Here is a 1,024-nt window from a genome sequence, read left to right on the forward strand (position 1 = left end):
ATGTAGATACCATCTCTCCATACCGACTTCAAACACTCATTTAAATTGCTTGAGATCGGTATTCGCTTTGGTGCTTTAACACCCCAAAACAAATCTGTACTAACTTTCTCATTGCAGCGCCAAGGGCCTGCATCTTTGTTTTTCCTGCCTTCAATAAACGTTCATATTGAAGCTTAATATCAGGGTTATATTTAGTCGCAACAATCGCAGCCATGTATAAAATAGCCCGTATTCGACCTGGTCCATTTTTACATAATGTTGTTCGCCCCTTCATTTTCCCTGATTCCCAGAGTTTGGGGACAACACCAACAAAAGCCGCCGCTTGGCTTGCTGTTTCAAAGTCTCGACTATTTAATACTGATAGCATTTCTCGGGACAAAACTTCTCCAACTGCTGGTATTGTTTTTAATATTGAACGATCTTTCTTTAGCTTCGGGTTTTGATCAATATGATTATCAACTAATTTTTTTATTCGATTAACTTCGTTACTTAGTTGTTTAATCATTAGCTGAATTGATTCGATTACTGTTTTTGATGCTTGGCTGACTTCAGCTTTTTCAAGTCTATTATGCTCGCGTTGTAAATCATTCTCCAAGCCTGTAAGCCTTGATAATAAAGCCTTAAGTATTCGTATGTCGTCAGTTTCTGGCTGCCATAGCCTAGGTCGAATTAACGCACTGTAACGCGCTAAAACCATACTATCTTTTTTGTCTGTTTTACCTCGAACGCCTAGCCCTTTCGCAAAATTGCGAATGAAAGCAGGATTAATAACACTGACTTTAACGCCCATTTTAAATAACGCATAAGCCAAAGCTTCGTGATAAACGCCCGTTGCTTCTAAGCAAATATAAATATTGCTAAGTTCTGTACAAACGTGTTTTTCTAACCATAATTTTAATTGCTGAAAACCCTGTTCTGAATTAGGTAAAACCTTCGTTTTGATTTTCAGTGAATTTATATCTTTTAACCAAAGACAATCAAATTTATCTTTAGCAACGTCAATGCCAATATCATAATTCATCTC

Annotated in this window: 1 protein-coding gene; it reads right to left on the reverse strand. The window is 37.0% G+C overall.

Annotated features, from left to right (window positions below):
• Positions 1-40: 40 nt before the first annotated feature.
• On the reverse strand, positions 41-1,024 hold a 984-nt coding region (locus ESZ39_RS17575), incomplete at its 5' end, for an IS110 family transposase (RefSeq protein ID WP_223270447.1).

Source organism: Colwellia sp. C1TZA3, from assembly GCF_007954265.1.
GTDB lineage: Bacteria > Pseudomonadota > Gammaproteobacteria > Enterobacterales > Alteromonadaceae > Cognaticolwellia.